General features: G+C 67.0%; 14 protein-coding genes and 2 pseudogenes. 8 read left to right on the forward strand and 8 right to left on the reverse strand.

Features of this window, described 5'->3' with window-relative positions:
- Positions 1–805: 805 nt before the first annotated feature.
- The 6 genes from ACFFIC_RS10785 to ACFFIC_RS10810 all read right to left on the reverse strand — a co-directional run bounded on the left by ACFFIC_RS10785 (position 806) and on the right by ACFFIC_RS10810 (position 7,715).
- Complete coding sequence (locus tag ACFFIC_RS10785) at positions 806–1,582, reverse strand: SDR family NAD(P)-dependent oxidoreductase (RefSeq protein ID WP_377050167.1); 777 nt, start codon at positions 1,580–1,582, stop codon at positions 806–808.
- Between the two features lie 336 nt (positions 1,583–1,918).
- Positions 1,919–3,226, reverse strand: coding sequence for a cation:proton antiporter (locus ACFFIC_RS10790; RefSeq protein WP_377050168.1), 1,308 nt, complete (start codon positions 3,224–3,226; stop codon positions 1,919–1,921).
- 701 nt (positions 3,227–3,927) lie between these two features.
- Entirely contained in the window at positions 3,928–4,950 is a 1,023-nt protein-coding gene (locus ACFFIC_RS10795; RefSeq protein ID WP_377050169.1) for a 2Fe-2S iron-sulfur cluster-binding protein, read from the reverse strand.
- A gap of 1 nt (position 4,951) precedes the next feature.
- The gene (locus ACFFIC_RS10800; RefSeq protein WP_377050170.1) at positions 4,952–5,416 is read right to left on the reverse strand and encodes an aromatic-ring-hydroxylating dioxygenase subunit beta; all 465 of its coding nucleotides are present in this window, start codon (positions 5,414–5,416) and stop codon (positions 4,952–4,954) included.
- Positions 5,416–6,702 carry an aromatic ring-hydroxylating dioxygenase subunit alpha gene (locus tag ACFFIC_RS10805; protein WP_377050171.1) on the reverse strand — a complete coding sequence of 429 codons (1,287 nt, stop codon included), beginning with the start codon at positions 6,700–6,702 and terminating at the stop codon, positions 5,416–5,418. The genes ACFFIC_RS10800 and ACFFIC_RS10805 overlap by 1 nt, the downstream gene beginning before the upstream one ends.
- 14 nt (positions 6,703–6,716) lie before the next feature.
- Positions 6,717–7,715, reverse strand: coding sequence for a Bug family tripartite tricarboxylate transporter substrate binding protein (locus ACFFIC_RS10810; protein WP_377050172.1), 999 nt, complete (start codon positions 7,713–7,715; stop codon positions 6,717–6,719).
- A gap of 153 nt (positions 7,716–7,868) precedes the next feature.
- Here ACFFIC_RS10810 and ACFFIC_RS10815 point away from each other — a divergent pair, with 153 nt between their 5' ends.
- Together ACFFIC_RS10815 and ACFFIC_RS10820 are read left to right on the forward strand one after the other, a co-directional pair.
- On the forward strand, positions 7,869–8,603 hold the full coding sequence (locus ACFFIC_RS10815; RefSeq protein WP_377050180.1) for an IclR family transcriptional regulator domain-containing protein: 735 nt from the start codon (positions 7,869–7,871) through the stop codon (positions 8,601–8,603).
- 696 nt (positions 8,604–9,299) lie between these two features.
- Positions 9,300–9,884 (forward strand): glutathione binding-like protein, encoded by a 585-nt coding sequence (locus ACFFIC_RS10820; protein ID WP_377050173.1) that lies wholly within the window; start codon positions 9,300–9,302, stop codon positions 9,882–9,884.
- A 223-nt stretch (positions 9,885–10,107) separates the two neighbouring features.
- On the opposite strand, the gene ACFFIC_RS10825 is transcribed toward ACFFIC_RS10820, so the two are convergent.
- Entirely contained in the window at positions 10,108–10,326 is a 219-nt protein-coding gene (locus tag ACFFIC_RS10825; RefSeq protein ID WP_377050174.1) for a hypothetical protein, read from the reverse strand.
- Positions 10,327–10,612: 286 nt separating this feature from the next.
- On the opposite strand from ACFFIC_RS10825, the pseudogene ACFFIC_RS10830 reads away from it, so the two are divergent.
- From ACFFIC_RS10830 to ACFFIC_RS10850, 5 genes and pseudogenes are all read left to right on the forward strand, one after another.
- Positions 10,613–11,694 (forward strand): annotated as a pseudogene (locus ACFFIC_RS10830) (IS3 family transposase).
- A 216-nt stretch (positions 11,695–11,910) separates the two neighbouring features.
- Positions 11,911–12,579, forward strand: a complete 669-nt coding sequence (locus ACFFIC_RS10835; protein WP_377050175.1) for a hypothetical protein — start codon at positions 11,911–11,913, stop codon at positions 12,577–12,579.
- A 167-nt stretch (positions 12,580–12,746) separates the two neighbouring features.
- Entirely contained in the window at positions 12,747–12,944 is a 198-nt protein-coding gene (locus tag ACFFIC_RS10840) for a hypothetical protein (RefSeq protein ID WP_377050176.1), read from the forward strand.
- 23 nt (positions 12,945–12,967) lie between these two features.
- Positions 12,968–13,405 (forward strand): DUF1772 domain-containing protein, encoded by a 438-nt coding sequence (locus tag ACFFIC_RS10845; protein WP_377050177.1) that lies wholly within the window; start codon positions 12,968–12,970, stop codon positions 13,403–13,405.
- 158 nt (positions 13,406–13,563) lie between these two features.
- On the forward strand, positions 13,564–14,616 hold the full coding sequence (locus ACFFIC_RS10850) for a DUF808 domain-containing protein (protein ID WP_377050178.1): 1,053 nt from the start codon (positions 13,564–13,566) through the stop codon (positions 14,614–14,616).
- 37 nt (positions 14,617–14,653) lie between these two features.
- On the opposite strand, the pseudogene ACFFIC_RS10855 reads toward ACFFIC_RS10850, so the two are convergent.
- Positions 14,654–14,875, reverse strand: a pseudogene (locus tag ACFFIC_RS10855) (DUF6880 family protein); the annotation flags it as partial.
- 405 nt (positions 14,876–15,280) lie between these two features.
- Between ACFFIC_RS10855 and ACFFIC_RS10860 the strand changes: the two are divergent.
- A complete protein-coding gene (locus ACFFIC_RS10860; RefSeq protein WP_377050179.1) occupies positions 15,281–16,066 on the forward strand; it encodes a hypothetical protein in 786 nt (261 codons plus the stop codon).
- The last annotated feature ends 194 nt before the right edge of the window (positions 16,067–16,260 follow it).

A 16,260-nucleotide genomic window follows, 5' to 3' on the forward strand; every position in this document is an offset into this window, starting at 1 on the left:
CCATGCGGATAGCGTTCATAGGGCCTTCACAGAGCCGGCCCGAAGGCAGGCTTGCCCGGCCCACCAGCCGAAGTGCCTGGATCGCTCCCTCGGCTCCTCCCGGCTCCGTCCCCCAGCCACGACCACCGAATTCGGCTGCCAGCGGGGCGGCGAGGACGCTCCAAGATCACCATCCAACAGCGGGAGAACAGCCTTCGGCCCAGGTTGGAGCCCTATGTTTCCAAGGACCGGAACAACCCGGACCCTTGGTGCAGGGCGTTCACTGCCGTCACCGCCAAGATGGCCCGCGTGGCCGGCGCCGGGGCCTTGTCCGGCCCGCAGCTGGTCGCAGCATCACGGCAGCCCGGACCGTTGCGGACCGGGCGAGGGAGCCGCGGACCACGCGCCGGTGACCAGCCCACGGCACCTCGTGCGAGAACGGGACGTCGGGCGCGATCGACCGGAGCCGCTCCTCCGTCAGCCAGAACAGGCCAGCCGTCGAAGCGCCCGACCGTGATGGGGGCGGCCAACCCGATCAGGTGCCACCCCGCACCAATGGGGCATGAGCCTGGGCCGACCTCCGACTGCCGCTTCAGATGCACGATGGTTCCGGCGGCCTTGCGCCTGTCTCCGTCAGCCGTGATCCGCCGGCGCCCTCCTTAAGGCTGGCACGCCCTTTTGGTCATCAAACAGCGGGGTTGCGTGGTTTGCGCCTCTTGAGGGGAACCTCCCAGATGTCCGCTTCGCCTTCTGAGCGGACAGGAACGCAGTCCGCCTCACGGCGCTGGGTGGAAGAGCTGACGTCCGCTGCCCTCTCGCGCCGACCTCAGTAGTTGATGGATCCGCGCACCCCTCCGCCCACGTCTATCGCGACGCCGTTGACCGTCACGGAAAGCGGGGAGGCCAGGAAGGCGATCACCTGGGCCACATCCTCCGCGGTGGGCAGGCGGCCCATCAGCAGGTTCTGCGTCATGGACGCCTCCACTTCGGCTGTGGAGTGGCCTTCCGCCTTCGCACGGGCCTCGAGCATCGCGTCCACTTTCTCCGTGCGGGTCAGGCCGGGGTGTACGGTGGTGACTGCGATGCCGGTGCCCGCCAGCTCGTCAGCCAGGTTTTTCGCCAAGGCGACCACGGCGACGTTCCGGATGGTGCCCACCACATCGCCGGTCCGTCGCGCGCCCAGCCCGCTGACGTTGATGATGCGGCCCCATCCTGCCCGGCGCATTCCCGGCAGCAGCGCGCGGGCACAACGCAGGTAGCCCATCACCTTGGTGTCCATGTGCGACGCCAGGGAAGCCCATTGCGCTTCGGACGGCGCGGGCACCGCTTTCTGCCCGGCGGGCTCGGCTGCGCAGTTCACCAGGATGTGGGCACCGCCCATGTCACGCTCCACGGCATCCGCCATGGCGCCCACCGCGGCATCGTCCGTGGTGTTCGCGGCCAATCCCAGAACCCGGCGTCCGGTGGTGCGGGCAACGTCATCCGCCACCCGGACAGCCTCGTCAGCGTTGCGCGAAACCAGGACCACGTCGGCACCCTCGGCCGCGAGCAGCCGTGCCGTTGCCAGTCCGATGCCACGCGTTCCTCCGGTGATCACTGCCACCTTTCCCGCAAGTCCTAGATTCATTCGCCGCACTCCCTTCTGTTCCCGTCGGGAAGCCCGTCACTTTCGACCATGGCACCTTGGTGGACAAGGTTCACGCGGTTGTCGTCGCTGGCCACCTCGATGGCCCTGTCGCCGGGGCGGAAAGCCCGACCGAAGCGCTTCACCTGCAGCCTCTCCGTTCGGCGGGTTCAGCGCCTCTGGTGATGGTGCTGTTCTGGGCTCCCGTCAGCCGAGGCCTGCGGAAGACGGTGACGGTGCTCCCCCTCCTCGCCCTTTCGTTGGCGGCGTGGCCTTGGTGTTCTGATCTGGTTGAAGGCGTTGCTTTCCCGGTTCTTACGAGTTCGCCGGACCCTGCAGCCCTGGAGGCGGCGTTGCCTCCTCCGCGTCGGGGTCACGGCCCTGCTGCCGGTCAAGCGACCGCATGATCGGCGTGACCGTGAGCCCGTGCAGCAGGATCGACATGAGGACGATGAGACCCACCAGTCCCCAGAGGCGTTCGGGGGCCGCCACATCCATGTGATTCAGCCCGTATGCCAGGTAGTAGAAGGAGCCGACGCCGCGGATACCGAAGAAGGCCAGGGTCAGCTTCTCGCTTCGGTCCGCCCCGAAGCCGATCAGCCCGATGAGGCCTGTCGCGGGCCGGATCACCAGCAGGATTGCCGCGGCGATCCCCGCATCGGCCCAGGTCACGGGGGCCAGCAGGCCGCTCACCAGCGCGCCGCCGAAAAGCAGGAGCAGGACCATCATGGCGATGCGCTCGATCTGCTCCGTCACCGCGTGCATCTGGAGCTGGAAGTCGTGCTCACGATGCGCGTGACGGAAGGCGACCGCGGTGACGAAGACGGCCAGGAAGCCGTAGCTGTGGATGATCTCCGTCAGGCCGTAGGAGACGAGGGTGGCGGACAGGGCGATCAGCCCGTCACCGGTCTTGGCCAGCTTGGTCTCGGCCGGAACATGGAAGGTGAGCCACCCGAAGGCGCGCCCGACCAGCCAGCCCGTGCCGACGCCTGCGCCGATCTCCCACAGCACGCGGTAGGTGAACCACTCGGTGAACCAGGGCTCGCCGGTGCCAGACACCGCCGCCAGGGCGATCGCGAGGTGGACGAAGGGAAAGGCCAAGCCATCGTTCAGCCCGGCCTCGGAGGTCAGGCCGAACCGCACCTCGTCCTCCTCCCCGGTCTTGGGCGGGCCGACCTGGACGTCGGCCGCCAGAACGGGATCGGTGGGGGCCAGGCTCGCCGCGAGCAGCAGCGCAAGCACCCAGGGGAGCCCGAGGCCCCATCCCAGCAGCAGGGCGATGCCGGCGATGCCAAGGGGCATCGTGATGCCGAGGAGGCGCCATGTCACGTTCCATCGTCGCCAGTCGAAGATGCGGTCGAGCTTCAGGCCCGCCCCCATCAGCGCGATGATCACCACGAACTCGGTGCCGCGCTCCGTGATCTCCGGGTATTCCAGCGGCAGAGGGCTGATCGTCACCTGCGGCAGGGAGAACAGCCCTGCTCCGAGCCCGATGCAGACGATCGGCAAGGAGAGGGGCAGCCGCTTCAGAACCAAAGGCAACCAGGCGACGAGGGCGACGAGGATCCCGAAACCCGTCAGGGTGAGGATGTAGGGCTCAGGGAGCAGGCTGTCGTCCATCATGCGTCCTTACCGGTGTGGCAAAACCAGATGCCTTGTGTCGAACCTGGCCTAACGATCCCCTGTCTTGCGCGTGCTTTGGGTCGCGCTGCTCACGCCCCCCTGCTTGCCACCGCTGCGCACGGCGTCCGCGCGGGCGTCCTTGGGGTTGGCTTGGCTGCCAGTGGCGTTCTTGCTGCCCTGGGGGGCGCGACCGGCCGGCGGAAGGGGAGGGAGGTTGGCCATGGGATTACCTGGTGATGCGGGGAATGGATCGGCTTGGCAGGTCTATTGGACACGGCATCGCCATGCCCACCGTCGGCACGGCTGAAGCCCGGGAGGGTAGCGCGTGACGGGATGGAGAGTTCACCGCCCGTGGGACTGGCCTCGCGCCCTACGAAGCCATCTGCAAAGCCCGGTTGGATGAACTCTTCAGTTCATCCGTGATCCGCGCCACAGAAGCCGGGACCAAGCACCCTGAAGGCCTCTCGAACAGAGGCAACGCTCAGCCCGTCAGCATCCCGCCAAGCCAAGGTTTCACGCGGAGCGGCATGCCATCCGCGTGGCGAGCATCGTCATGCCGGACCAGCTCGGGATCGCCCACCGGCGCCGGGACCGGGCCGTGCGGCTGGTGCGCCGAGAGAGCGGGAGCCTCTATGCAATCTCCTGCCCACTGCCGCTCGGGTCGCCGGTTGCCAAGGCGATACGCCAGCGCGGTGCGCGGGTCATACGGGCTCCATTCGGGCCTGGACCGAGGGAATGAAGGCGTCCGCGAAGAAATCGGCCTCGGGAAGACCGTGAAGTTTCGTGAAGGCCTCGCGGGCCGCGGCGACCATCGCGGGACCACCGGAGGCATAGACTTGCAGGCCCGACATCTCCGGGTGGTCCTCCACTGCGGCCGCCTGCACCCTTCCTGTGCGGCCGGACCACGGCGGCTCGGGCTGCGAGAGGACCGGGACGTAGCGAAAGTTGCTGAGACGGCGGGCCCATCGGGCCGTAAGCTCGGGCAGGTAGAGGTCCTCAGGCCGGCGGCCCCCGCGGTAAAGGACCAGGGAGCGTGCCCAGCGACGCCGCACCGCCTCCTCCAGAATGGAAGCAATGGGGGCGAAGCCAGTGCCGGTGGCGAGCAGGACGAGGGGGCGCGGGTCGCGACCGTCCGGCTCGACCTCGCCATAGGGCATCTTCAGTCGCAGCGCATCGCCGGGCTGCAGCGTGGCCAGCAGCAGATCCGAGAAGGCGCCGCCGGGATGCATGCGGACGTGCAACTGCACGCCGTCCGCCTCGGCCGGGGAGTTCGCCATCGAGTAGGAGCGTCGCTCGCCGTCCGGAAGCAGCACGTCCATGTACTGGCCTGCCTTGAAGGGCACGCGCTGGCCGATGGGAAAGCGCAGGTGCAGGCGAGTCACGCCTGGCGCGACGAGCTGCTTGCGGAAAACCCGCGCCGTGACCTCTCGCGGCAGGCCCATCCCGAGTGGACGCGAGATGCGACGTGGCGCAATGGTGATGTTCGAACGTGGGCGGGCCGTGCAGAAGAGCGCGTCGAAACTTCCCCCCTCCGCGGCAGAGCGCACGCTGCCAGAGGCTTCCACCGCACCGGCGGAGACCTTGCCCTGACAGGTGATGCAGACGCCCTTGCGGCAGGAATAGGGGATCTCCAGCCCGGCGCGCTGGGCCGCCTCCAGGATCGTCTCGTCCGGGGCGCAGGAGAAGCTGTGGTCGCTATGGGCGACCTGTACGGTCCACTCCATCCTAGAGCGGCAGCGCCAGCAACGTGTCGATCCGCGAGCTGTCGCAAACCACGATCCGCTCCGCGAGCTTCGGTGCGCCGGCCGCGTCGGAGCGCCAGAGATCGAGATAGCGGCCGGTCGCGAACAGGTCCGTCGCGCCGTCCCGCATGATGCGGGCGACAAGAAAGGGCGTCTCGCTTCGCAAGCCCTCCGGTCCTTCCTCCTCCATCAGGGGCAGGCCGAGGACGTGGCGGTAGGAGTGGCGCTCGTAGATGTTCGCTTCGCGCAGCGCGGCCACCCGGTCCTCCAGCATGCCGCGACTGTCCGCCCACATAAGGCCGGCGGCGTAGCCCAGGCGGTGGTTCTCTGCCGTTGTGATCCGGTAGGAGCAGTCCTCGGTGAAGAAGTCGGGCCAGGCTTCCAGCCGGTCCGTATCGATGCAGCGGGCGTAGCGTGCCTGGGCCGCCATGATGTCCGTGATCTGCATCAGAGCCCCGTGCACTGCCGGTAAGCCTTCCAGAACCCGCGCACCGAGGCCTCCGTCGCGCGGGTGCGTGTGCTCTTCGCATCCGTCCCGCCCATCTCCAGCACCGCGTGACGGTCGGAGGCGCCAACGACGCCGCGCTGCACGAAGCCGCCGACGCAGCCATCCTCCATCGAGACGTAGCCGGCCGGGCCGACGAGGTTGCCTTGCTTCAGCCGCATCTTCCGCAACTCCGGCGTGTCATCCTTGAAGCCAATATAGGTCCAGTGCAGGTCCGTCCGGCCCGAGCCGCGCGGCACCACCTGCCGGATCGCCAGTGCGTTCTGGATCTGCTGCAGCACGAAGCCGGGAAAAACGGAGAGGATCTGAAGCGTCACGCCGTCGCCGAACTCGTCCTGGCCCTCCAGGACGCTGGGATCCTTCAGGCGGTAATCGCTCTCGGAGCGGATATTCTGCGCGGCGTAGTCGCTCGCTGCCTTGGCCTTCGCCTCGGCCTCACGGTCGATCGCGGAGTAGGAGACGTGGTTGCCGCCGGATTCCGAGACGATGAGGCCGCCCTTCATCGAGAGCTTGTTCAGCTCGAAGGTGGTGAAGAAGAGGTGCAGAAGGGAGGCGTGATAGCTGTCGCGCACGTTCTCCACGTAGAGCTTCCAATTGTTCGGTAACTCCTGTGTGAAGCGGCCGATGACCTCCACCTCGCGCCCGGCCAGCACGCGGCCGATGCGGTCCATGACCTCGTCGCCGAGGTATTCCTCGATCGGCGGCACGGTGTCGGAAGCAGAGGCGAAGACGAGGCCGTGGACGACGGCGGTGCGGAGCTTGCGGGGGGAGTGATCGGCCATGCGGAAGCATTCGGGCATGCCGCCCTGGCCGTTGATGCCGTCCTTGAAGGCGATGCCCTTCAGGTTGCCCTGCAGATCGTAGCTCCAGGCGTGATAGACGCAGGTGAACTCCCGCGCGTGGCCGAAATCCTCGAGCGCGATGAGGGCGCCACGATGCACACAACGATTTTCGAAGGCGTAAATCTCGCCGTCCTGGTCACGCACCGCGAGGATCGGCACGCCACCGAGGGTGGTGGCGCGGTAATCGCCGGGATTGGCGATCTCTGCCTCCAGGCAGAGATAGTTCCAGGTATCGCCGCGGAAGACATGGCTCTGCTCCAATGCGGCGACGTCGTCGCGCTGGAAGACCCAGTAGGGCACGCGGGTTAACCCCTCGGGCCAGGGCACTTCGGGGGGGGCGGTGAGGCCTGCGAAGGGAGTGGCTTCGGGCAGGTTGTGGTCGGGCATGGCGTTGACTCCGCTCATTCCACGGTGACGTTCGCGCGGCGAACCAGGGCGCCCCAGCGTGTGCGCTCGGACGCGACGAAAGCCGCCGTCTCGGCGGGCGTGCCGCCTACCACGGTGGCGCCCAGCTCCCGGTACCGACGCTGCACCTCGGTCGAGCGCAGCACCTGGGAGAGGCCCTCCTGAAGGCGCGCAACGACCGAGGCTGGGGTACCGGCCGGGGCGACGGCCGCGAACCAGGCGGTGGACCGGAAACCGGGCAGCCCGGCCTCCGCAGCGGTCGGCACGTCGGGCGCCTCCGGCGCGCGCTCAGCATCCGCCACGGCAAGCATCCTGACGCGGCCGGCCTGGTATTGGGTCAGGGCGCCTGCGACGTTGGAGAAGATCATGTCCACGCGCCCGCCCACCACGTCGGTCAGGGCCGGTGCTTCGCCGCGATAGGGAACGTGCACCAGCTTCGTGCCGGTCAGGTCCTGGAACAGCGCGGCGGTCAGGTGCGAGGTCGTGCCGACACCCTGGGAGGCGAAGGTGAGGGTCTCCGGCCGTGCCTTCGCCCGCGCGATCAGCTCCTCCAGTGTCCGGATGCCGCTGGCGACAGAGACGATCGCCACGTTCGGCGTCTCACAGAGCACCGTCACCGGCACGAAGCTTTCCGGAGCGAAGCCGAGACCCTGGAAGAGGAACTGGTTGATGGAAAGAGGGCCGGGCGGGGTGACCAGCAGTGTGTAGCCGTCAGGCTCCGCCCTGGCGAAGTTGGCTGTCCCCACGTTTCCGCCGGCACCGGAGAGGTTCTCCACCACGAAAGGCTGGCCCCAGAGGGCGCGGAGGTGCTCCGCCGCGATCCGCGCCGAGATGTCGTTTGACCCGCCGGCCGGGAAAGGCACGATCACCCGCACCGGCCGGTTCGGGTAGGCATTGCCCGCTGGGGAGGGCTGGGCTCTGGTCTGGGAAACCGGCACTGCTGCCAGGATCGGTAATGATAGCAGCCCACGACGGTGGAGAAGTCCCAAATCCATCACCCTCATCGTGCAGCCTTGACCCATTCAATATGTTCGAATATCGAACACCAAGCTGTAGATCGAACATTGTGGCGTCCGTGCCGGGGAGGCGTCAATGCACGAGCAGGGGAGGTGCCCATGGCTACGCCAGAGCCCGAGAGGAAGGAGGCGATGGCTGGGCTGGCGAAGGGACTTGCGATCCTTGAATGCTTCGGGGAGGGGACGCCGTGCTTGACCCTGGCAGAGGCTGCGCGCCGGACCCGGCTCTCCCGGGCAGCAGCGCGCCGCTGCCTGCTCACGCTCCTTGAACTCGGGTACGTCACCCAGAACGGTCATAGCTTCGCGCCCCAGCCGCGCATGCTGCGCCTCGGCTACGCCTTCCTCTCTGCAACGCCGCTTCCACGCATCGCCCAGCCGGTGCTGGAGACGATCCAGGAGGCAGCGGGAGAAGCCATTTCCCTGGCGATACTCGACGGCGCGGAGACGGTTTTCGTCGCCCGTGCGGCGCCACGCCGCATGGTGTCGGTCGGGCCGGGAATCGGGTCGCGCCTACCCGCCTGGTGTTCGGCTACAGGGCGTGTCCTGCTCGCAGGCCTCACAGATTGCGCGATCGCGTCCAGGCTGGACGGGTTGGATTTTCAGCCGCTGACGCGCCGGACTGCCACAGAGCCGAGGGAGGTGCGAGCCCGGATCGGCCGCGCCCGGGAGACTGGATACGCCGCCTGCGACGAGGAGCTGGAGCTGGGGCTCCTCTCCCTCGCGGTGCCTGTGCGGGACCTGTCCGGTGCTGTGGTCGCCGCGATGAGCGTCAGCACGCAGCCAAGCCGCCGCAGCCTGGACGAAGCCAAGCGCGACCTGCTGCCGCTCCTTCTCGACGGAGCGCGGCGGCTTTCCGCGCATCTGTAGCCATTGCGGCGGACATTTCGCCGGGTCAAGTGAAGGTTGGATTTGTGGTGCCATCTTCCAACTCCGGACCGGCTGGCCGCCCACGAGCCGTCGCGATACCTTTCCCAGGCGAAGCTAGTTCTATTGCGCCAAGGCGCCGCCCTGAAGCCTCAGTCGGTACCAGAGGCAACTCTCTGGCGAGGTTGCCCCCAAGCATCCTCTTCCGATGATTTGCGGTGACTTCGGCGGCGGCCTGGACCCCGGAAGAGGTTGGCGTCACGGCATGGAACCTGCGCCGAGAACATTCAGTCCTCGCCGCTTTCACCGTGTATTGCCCAGGTGGCTGCGTCCGCTTTCGAAAGGCGGGGGCAGCAGGTCGATCGCCGAGCTGGTTGCAAGGCGGACCTTGCCAGAGCAACAGACATGAGAAGTGTAGATCCCCGGCAGCATCTCTAGGACCGGAGGAGGTGTTCAACACCGATCAACGGTCAGTGGTGGGTGGTGAACAGGGGGTATAAGCTGTGCTGCGGGAAATTCAGACTGAGCTCGGGCGTGCAGCGCCTGCCTCGGCATCTCAGCACAAGCCGGCTGTTCGAGGAAGCACTGAGCGTATGGCTCAGATCCGCAAGGATACCTGACGCAACTGTCAAAGTTCATTGGGGGCGGTGACGATCCAGCCAATCCTGCGTTCCGCCCGAACCAAGAGGAGACAACCGAATGAAACTGTATTTTTCACCGGGCGCGTGCAGTCTGGCTGATCATATCGCACTGCATCAGGCGGGACTCTCTTTCGAGCATGAGAAGGTCGACCTGAAAGCGAAGCGGACTGCGGGCGGCGCGGATTATACGGCAATCAATCCGAAGGGGTACGTCCCGGCGCTGACGCTTGATTCCGGGGAAACCCTTACCGAGAATGTTGCTATCCTCGACTGGATCGCTCATCAGGACGGCGCCCTGAAGCCCTCTGGACCCATGGGCCACACGCACCTTGTCGAAGCATTGGCATTCATCTCGACCGAGATCCACAAAGGGTTCAAGCCGTTCTTTTCCGGCGCGAGTGAGGACGAGAAGAAAAAGGCGGCCGAGCTGATCCTGAAGCGGATGAGCTATCTGTCCGACCGGATGGAGGGCAACTTTTTGTTCGGGGCTGATGTAAGTGTTGCTGACTGCTATCTCTTCGTCATGCTCCTCTGGGCCCGCAAGAACGAGCTCAACGTGCCCGAGAAGCTCGTCGCTTATCGCAAGCGGATGATGGAGCTTCCATCCGTGAAGAAGGCGATGATGCACGAAGGGCTGGTCTAGCAGCTTTCCTCATCCTTGGGCGCCAGGACTCAGTTCATGATGGGATGTGCCTCGCGCCCCTGAAAGGGCGCACCACTTCCATCCGCCTTCACCGCAGACACACTGCCATGAAGGCGCCGACCGGCTGGTTGGGCGCGAGACATCTCCCGCCGTGGCCGGTTGGTCGATGGTCTGCGGTGCGGCTCTCCCGCAGGACTGAGCTGGCGGGAAGAACCGGGCCGCATCAGCCAGCAGGATTGGCCGCGGTCTGGCCGTCGTCGTCTGTCGCGGGGTCCGCACCTTCCTTGCCCGAGCCGTAGCCTTCCTCGGTGCGTTCCATGGACTCTTCGATCGACTGCTCCGGCGCATTTTTGTCTTTGCCGGGCTCCTTGTCCCAGCTCTGTTCACTCTTTCGAGCAGCCTCGTTCCAGCCGCTGTTCGCTAGCTTAACATTGTCGTCCACGATTTGACGCTCCTATGAGGAATTCCGACGCCCCGGTTCCGACGAGGTACGCCGTGGGCGACCAATGAAGCCCACGGCTGATATGGTGCGGCGCCGGCAATCAGCAGGCTTCTCAGGTTAGAAAGGTGGCGTGGCGGTGGTGCCAGGGTGTGACCTGGATGTTGGCCACCGCTCCGCGCCCTGGCTGGAGCAATCTGTTGTTCAGGAATGGTGGTAACCTCTCTAATGACCCTCCCCCGTAGTGGTGGGCACCTCGAATAAGCGGCTGAGGGAGCGAGGTGCCTTGATGACGACGACGCGGCGTGAGTTCAAGGAGGCGGTAGGGCTGCTGGAGAGCAGCGGTCGCCCGCTGATGCAGGTGGCAAAGGAGCTGGGCATCCAGTCTTCCATGCTGCGCAACTGGCGAAGGCGGCCGAGATCCGCCGGCTGCGGAAGGAACTCGAGCGGGCGCAGATGGAGCGCGACATCCCAAAAAAGCCATCGGCATCTTCTCGGGCCCGCCGGGATGAGGTTCCGTTTCATCGAGGACCACCGCGAGGTGTTCCACGTGCGGGTGATGTGTTCCGTGCTCGAGGTGAGCGCCAGTGGGTACTACGCGTGGCGGGTGCGGTCCGAAAGCACCCGCTCGCAGGCCGACCGGGTGCTGCTCGAGAGCATCCGCCGTGTTCATGCCGAGAGCCGCCGCCGCTTCGGCAGCCCGCGCGTCCATGCGGACCTGCAGGCGGAGGGGCATAGGGTGGGTCGGTACCGGGTGGCCCGCCTGATGCACCGCCACGGCATCCAGGTGCGCACCAAGCGGCGGTTCCGGGTGACGACGGACAGCAGGCATGCCTTCCCGCTCGCCTCGAACCTGCTGGATCGCCAGTTCACTGCCTCCGGGCCGAACAAGGTCTGGCTGGCCGACATCCCCCACATACCCACCGGCGAGGGCGGGCTGTACCTCGCTGTCGTGCTCGACCTCTTCTCGCGCAAAATGGTCGGCTGGGCCTGCGCGACACCCTGGCCCAGGCGCTGACGCTTGCCGCCCTGAGGATGGCCATCATCAACCGCCGGCCAGGTCCGGGGCTGCTGCACCATGCCGACCGAGGCAGCCAGTACGCTGCCCATGACTACCGCCGCCTGCTGGCCAAAAACGGCATGCTCTGCCCGATGAGCCGGAAGGGCGATTGCTGGGACAATGCCCCCATGGAGAGCTTCTTCGGCAGCCTCAAGACCGAACTCGAGGAGGACGGGCCGTTCCCGACCCGGCAGGCCGCACGGTTCGCCCTCTTCGCCTTCATTGAAGGCTTCTATAATCGACAGCGCCTCCACTCAGCGATCGGCTACAAACCCCCGACCGAGATGGAACAGCTCGCCGCGGTCGCGTAGGTCGTAACCCGTGTCCACCGCGGCGGGGGAAGGTCACTTCGGCACCTTCATCCGCAACGAGGTGGTGAAGTGGGGCGCCATGGTACGGGGCGCCGGTGTAAGGCTGGAATAAAGCCGGGCTCCGGCGAGGCGCCTCGTTTGGTGAGTTGATCGGCCGCTCGGGGTCGTCCTCAGGGCGGGTCAGCGCCACAGGACCTGTATCAACTTGGAGAAAACATGGACGCCTCAGCGACACTCGCCGCCTCCGCCTCGTTCCGTCGCACTGCGACGCGGTCGGCCGCCGCCCTTCTCGCGATGCTTCTTGCCTGGCCGCTGTCGCCGCTCGCCGCGCAGGATGAGCCGATGCCCGACACCGCGGGGTGGCTCCGCTTGCGCCTCTTCGGGGACCGCTTCAGCATCCTGATGCCGCCCGGTTGGGAGGCACTTCCCTCCGGGGAGCCGAATACGCGGGTCCGGATCGCCTCCACGCAGCCTCCGTCGGCAGGACGACCTGGCGCGGTCAGCTGCAACGTCAAATCCGCTACTGCGGAAGCCACTGCCGGGATGGCCCAGGCCGCGCTCGATGCCCACGTCCAGGCAAAGCCCCTCAGCGAGGCTGCCGCGCGCCGCAGCCTTGGGTCGATGGCCCGTACGCAGATCCGGGAGAACAGCGTCGGTCGAGTGGGTGGACGTCCGGCCCGGCTCGTGGTGGGCGCGGGCGAGGAAAAGAGCGTGCAAGGCTTGGCCAGCATCGTGGCGGTGCAGGCGACCCTGCTGCGACCCGGCGGGGTGCTTGTTGCGACGTGCCGCGTCACCGACAGAACGCGGGAAGGCGCGGAGGCCGCCTGGCTTGCTTGGCGGCCGACGCTGACGGCCGTGATCGAAAGCCTGAACGTCGAGGAATAAGGGTGGCCCGGTGGCCGGCGGTTGATCAGGGATGTTGGCTGGCAGGCTGCGGGAGAGACGGGGAGGGGGCGTGGCGCATGCCTCCTGTGGCACGACCCGCCATGGCAAGCTGGTGGCATGACCGACGTTGCCCCACCCCACTCCGTCCACGTGCGCTTCTATAGGAGGTGGTCCGCGACAGCGGCCGAACCTTCCGCCTCACGCCCGGTGTGGACGTGCGGGCCGTGCTCAAGCGCGCCGCCCTTGTTGCCGTACCGAAGGTGGAGGGCTGGACGTTGCGCGTTCTGACCCTTGAGCGGACGAGGGAAGGCGAGCGCGTCGCCGCCGTGCTGGATCGCTTGGCGCGCCCTGATTGCGTCCGTTGACAGCCAACCAGAGGAGAATTCAGGTGGTCCCTGGCCTTGTTGCCCTCATTCTCGCGACCCTCTTCGCCGGGGCCGCGCTCTACATCAGCCTCGTCGAGCATCCTGCCAGGATGGGCCTGGAGGATGCGCCCCTGCTCGCGCAGTGGCAGCCCAGCTACAAGCGCGCCTTGCCCATCCAGGCTGGCCTGGCCATGCTGGGAGGGGCTGCGGGGTTCCTGGCCTGGTATGGATCCCGCGAGTGGCAGTGGGTGGCAGGGAGCCTGCTCCTGCTCGCGAACTGGCCGTTCACGATGCTGGTCATCATGCCGACGAACAAGCGCCTGATGGCCATGACGCCGCAGGAAGCGGGGGTGGGAAGCCGTGGGCTGCTGCACCGCTGGGGCAATCTGCACGGCGTCCGGAGCGTGCTCGGCTCCGCCGCGTCCCTCCTATTCGCATGGGGCTTCCTGGCCGCCCGTTAGGTCTGCTGCCCACTCTACCCAGCGTTAGCCCAGCAGCTGGGGAGGCTTGCGCCGCTCCCCACCCGGTCCCGACGTTTTCGAAGCGAACCCGCAGGGTCGCGGCGAGTTCACAGAGCGTTCACGATGGCCACGCACGCGCGCCACAAGGGGAGCTTCGCTTGAGCACAGGGTTGATCGCGCTGTTGGACGACATCGCCGGGCTGGCCAAGGTCGCGGCGGCCTCGCTGGACGACGTGGCGGCGCAGTCCGCCAAGGCCGGCGCCAAGGCGGCGGGCGTGGTGATCGACGATGCCGCGGTGACGCCGCGCTACGTGGTGGGCTTCGCCGCGGCGCGCGAGGTGCCGATCGTGGCGAAGATCGCCTGGGGATCGCTCAAGAACAAGTTGCTTTTCCTTCTCCCCGGCGCACTGCTGCTGAGCCTGTTCGCGCCGTGGGCGATCACGCCACTGCTGATGCTGGGCGGCGCTTACCTCTGCTACGAGGGTGCCGAGAAGGTGTGGCACGCGGTGGCGCCGCACAAGGCCGGCCAGCACGAGGCCAAGGTGCTGGCGCCACCGGAAAACCCCCGGGCGCTGGAAGACGCCAAGGTGCGCGGCGCGATCGGCACCGACTTCATCCTGTCGGCCGAGATCATGGCGATCACACTGGGCACCCTGCCCGACGTGCCGCTTTGGGAGCAGGCGGTGGTGCTGGCAATCGTGGGCATCGGCATCACGGTGGGCGTTTACGGCGTGGTGGCGCTGATCGTGAAGGCGGACGACGCGGGGCTGGCGATGGCGGCCGGCGAGCGCCCGATCTCGGCGATCTTCCGCCGGCGGATCGGTCAGCCCAGCGGCGCCGACCTCTCGGTGCGGCCGGTGACGCAGGCGATCGGGCGCGGGCTGGTGGTCGGGATGCCCTGGTTCCTCAAGGTGCTGGCTGTGGTGGGCACGGCGGCGATGGTGTGGGTGGGCGGCGGCATCATCGTGCACGGGCTGGCGAGCTACGGCCTGCCTGAGGTGGAGCACGCGATCCACGGCGCCGCCGTCTCGGCGGCGGACGCGGTGCCGGCGGTGGCGGGTGCCGTGGAATGGCTGGCGACGGCGGCGGGTTCGGGCGTGGTGGGACTGGTGGTCGGCGCGTTGCTGATCCCCGTGGTGCAGTTCGTGGTGTCGCCTCTGATCGGCCTGTTCCGGCGGGAGCCGAAGAAACACGGAGCGGCGGGCGCCTGATAGGGGATGCCAACCATGTTCCGCGACCAGACATACGCAGCCGCTTCTCCACCTCGGTGGCCAGGCGGCTGCCGCTGTCCGCCCCGGCGAGCGCCAGACGGAGGGTTTGGGCCAGCCCCGCGTCACTCCTGGCTTGTGCCATCGGCAGCTCGGCCAGCCGTTGCGCCCCCAGTTGCTCCCGGGCCTCTGCGCTCAGCGCGCGCGAGCGCGGTGAGACCTTTCGTTGCGTGAAGCGGGCAGGGGGCTGAGGGTTCAACATCAGCCGCAGGTGCCGGGATGAGGCGTGGGCGGGAAGCTCTGGCGCATGGTGGCATGCTCCATTCCCCACGGCTGTGATGGCGCCAGCCCCCTCTTCCTGAGGGCAGCCGCTCCTTTTGCGGCACTTGGAGAATACATCCGTTCCCAGCGGTCTCCGAGATGCCGGCGTCTGCGGAGGGCGGCCAGGCTGCGGATAAGGGCTGCTCGGGCATTGTGGTGTGCCGCCGGCAGTTGGATGGGCGACGGATCCCTGGCACTCAAGATCTCGTGTCGAAAAGGATATATCTGGTTGCGGTTCAAGAATGATAAAGGAGCTGCGTCTCGATAGTTGGAGCACCACGTCTTGCACGCGTCACACACCCCCAACAGGGCACTGCAGCATCTTCGTCATGAACGGGGGCGGGCCTTGCTGGAGGAGACGGGGCTTGATGCACCACGACTGCTGGACCCCTCCGCTCTCTGGGCGGATGTCGAAGCAGCCTTCGCTGAACATGACAGGCGCCAGGCCGCCGCAAGCGCTGCAGCGGTCGATCTTGAGTTCCTGCTTCAGGTCGCGAGCGCAGCACGCAAGCTGCACGATGTTCTTGATATGGGCGCCCGAAGCCAGCGCCAAAGGGTTTGTGACGTGCTCGAAGCTCGTTTGAGGAAGGGGGGCGAGGCCTCGGCTGCTGCATGCACGGCGTTGCAGAGCCCCGAGTTCCTGCTGGCTCTTGTCGCTGCCGCCCGAGCTGCAGCGCATGATCTGAAGAGCGACTGCGGACCAGAGTCCAATCCTTCAGGGACTCAGGATAACCTGGAGAATGGCTGGATCCTGGCCGAGGGTCTCCCAGGCGTGTTCTCGCGCCACACCGGGCTCGAAGCAGAACTCGCGCCGGCCAACAAGCAGCTGTCCAGGCCAACAGCCTGCATGCGCTTCCTGAAGGCGGCCTTCGAACTCTCCGGCCGGGAGGTGCTCAGCGATGCCGTAGTCCTCGCAACCGTCCACCGCTGGGAGAGGGTTCAACTGATCGCGGATCCGACCGGACAGGAAGCTTCGCGTTCAGCCATCATTCCTCCCGGCAGGCCCGATGACCGAAGCATTCCGGGACAAACCGGTCAGGGCTGCAACGAGAGGCCGCAATCGGCCCTCTCCCGTTTGTTCAACCGCGGTTTAGCCAGGCCGCGGCTTGGTGGCTACGGTAGAGCGGGGTAGGCACGTAGAACAGGCTCGTGGCTGCCGGGCGACAGCCGGTCCGGCTGCACGGCAAGGTCGTCACCTGAACGATTGGTGCTCTCGAGGAGTCGTCCCGCCGCGGGGGCGCATGATTATGCGCCCCCGCGAACGGCAGTCACATCGCCCAGTCGAGGTGCTGATGACCCTCTTCCGAGTTCACGAAATGGAGCAGC

The sequence above is a fragment of the Muricoccus vinaceus genome, assembly GCF_042433125.1.
Taxonomy (GTDB): domain Bacteria; phylum Pseudomonadota; class Alphaproteobacteria; order Acetobacterales; family Acetobacteraceae; genus Roseomonas; species Roseomonas vinacea.

What these genes read in the sequence shown, in the direction of transcription:
- ACFFIC_RS10820 (WP_377050173.1), top strand. Translation starts at nt 9,300, where the DNA reads ATGAAACTGTATTTTTCACCGGGCGCGTGCAGTCTGGCTGATCATATC.
- ACFFIC_RS10795 (WP_377050169.1), bottom strand. Translation starts at nt 4,950, where the DNA reads ATGGAGTGGACCGTACAGGTCGCCCATAGCGACCACAGCTTCTCCTGC.
- ACFFIC_RS10805 (WP_377050171.1), bottom strand. Translation starts at nt 6,702, where the DNA reads ATGCCCGACCACAACCTGCCCGAAGCCACTCCCTTCGCAGGCCTCACC.
- ACFFIC_RS10800 (WP_377050170.1), bottom strand. Translation starts at nt 5,416, where the DNA reads ATGCAGATCACGGACATCATGGCGGCCCAGGCACGCTACGCCCGCTGC.
- ACFFIC_RS10835 (WP_377050175.1), top strand. Translation starts at nt 11,911, where the DNA reads ATGGACGCCTCAGCGACACTCGCCGCCTCCGCCTCGTTCCGTCGCACT.
- ACFFIC_RS10815 (WP_377050180.1), top strand. Translation starts at nt 7,869, where the DNA reads ATGGCTGGGCTGGCGAAGGGACTTGCGATCCTTGAATGCTTCGGGGAG.
- ACFFIC_RS10790 (WP_377050168.1), bottom strand. Translation starts at nt 3,226, where the DNA reads ATGATGGACGACAGCCTGCTCCCTGAGCCCTACATCCTCACCCTGACG.
- ACFFIC_RS10810 (WP_377050172.1), bottom strand. Translation starts at nt 7,715, where the DNA reads ATGGATTTGGGACTTCTCCACCGTCGTGGGCTGCTATCATTACCGATC.